Consider the following 231-nt stretch of genomic DNA (forward strand, 5'->3'; position numbering starts at 1 on the left):
TTCTGCCAGCTGATGATCAATACGCATTACATAGCCTCCTGAGATGTTGCTTGAAGGTGTTCAGAACCACCCAAAAATGCACGTAATGCTTTTACATACAAAGGAATCGGGAACAGGAATGAGTCATGGCCTTGTTCAGCGTCGATATCTAAATAGCTCACCGGTTTGTGGTTGGTGATCAGTGCATCCACAATTTCTTGTGAACGTTGTGGGGTAAAACGCCAGTCGGTG

1 protein-coding gene is annotated in these 231 nt (G+C 45.5%); it reads right to left on the minus strand.

From position 1 onward, the window contains the following. Positions 1 to 26: 26 nt before the first annotated feature. Positions 27 to 231: hypothetical protein (locus RRF55_RS28220; protein ID WP_439419329.1), on the minus strand; the 205-nt coding region annotated here is incomplete at its 5' end.

Origin of the sequence: Klebsiella sp. K47 (assembly GCF_051858335.1) — a bacterium.
Lineage (GTDB): Bacteria > Pseudomonadota > Gammaproteobacteria > Enterobacterales > Enterobacteriaceae > Klebsiella > Klebsiella pneumoniae.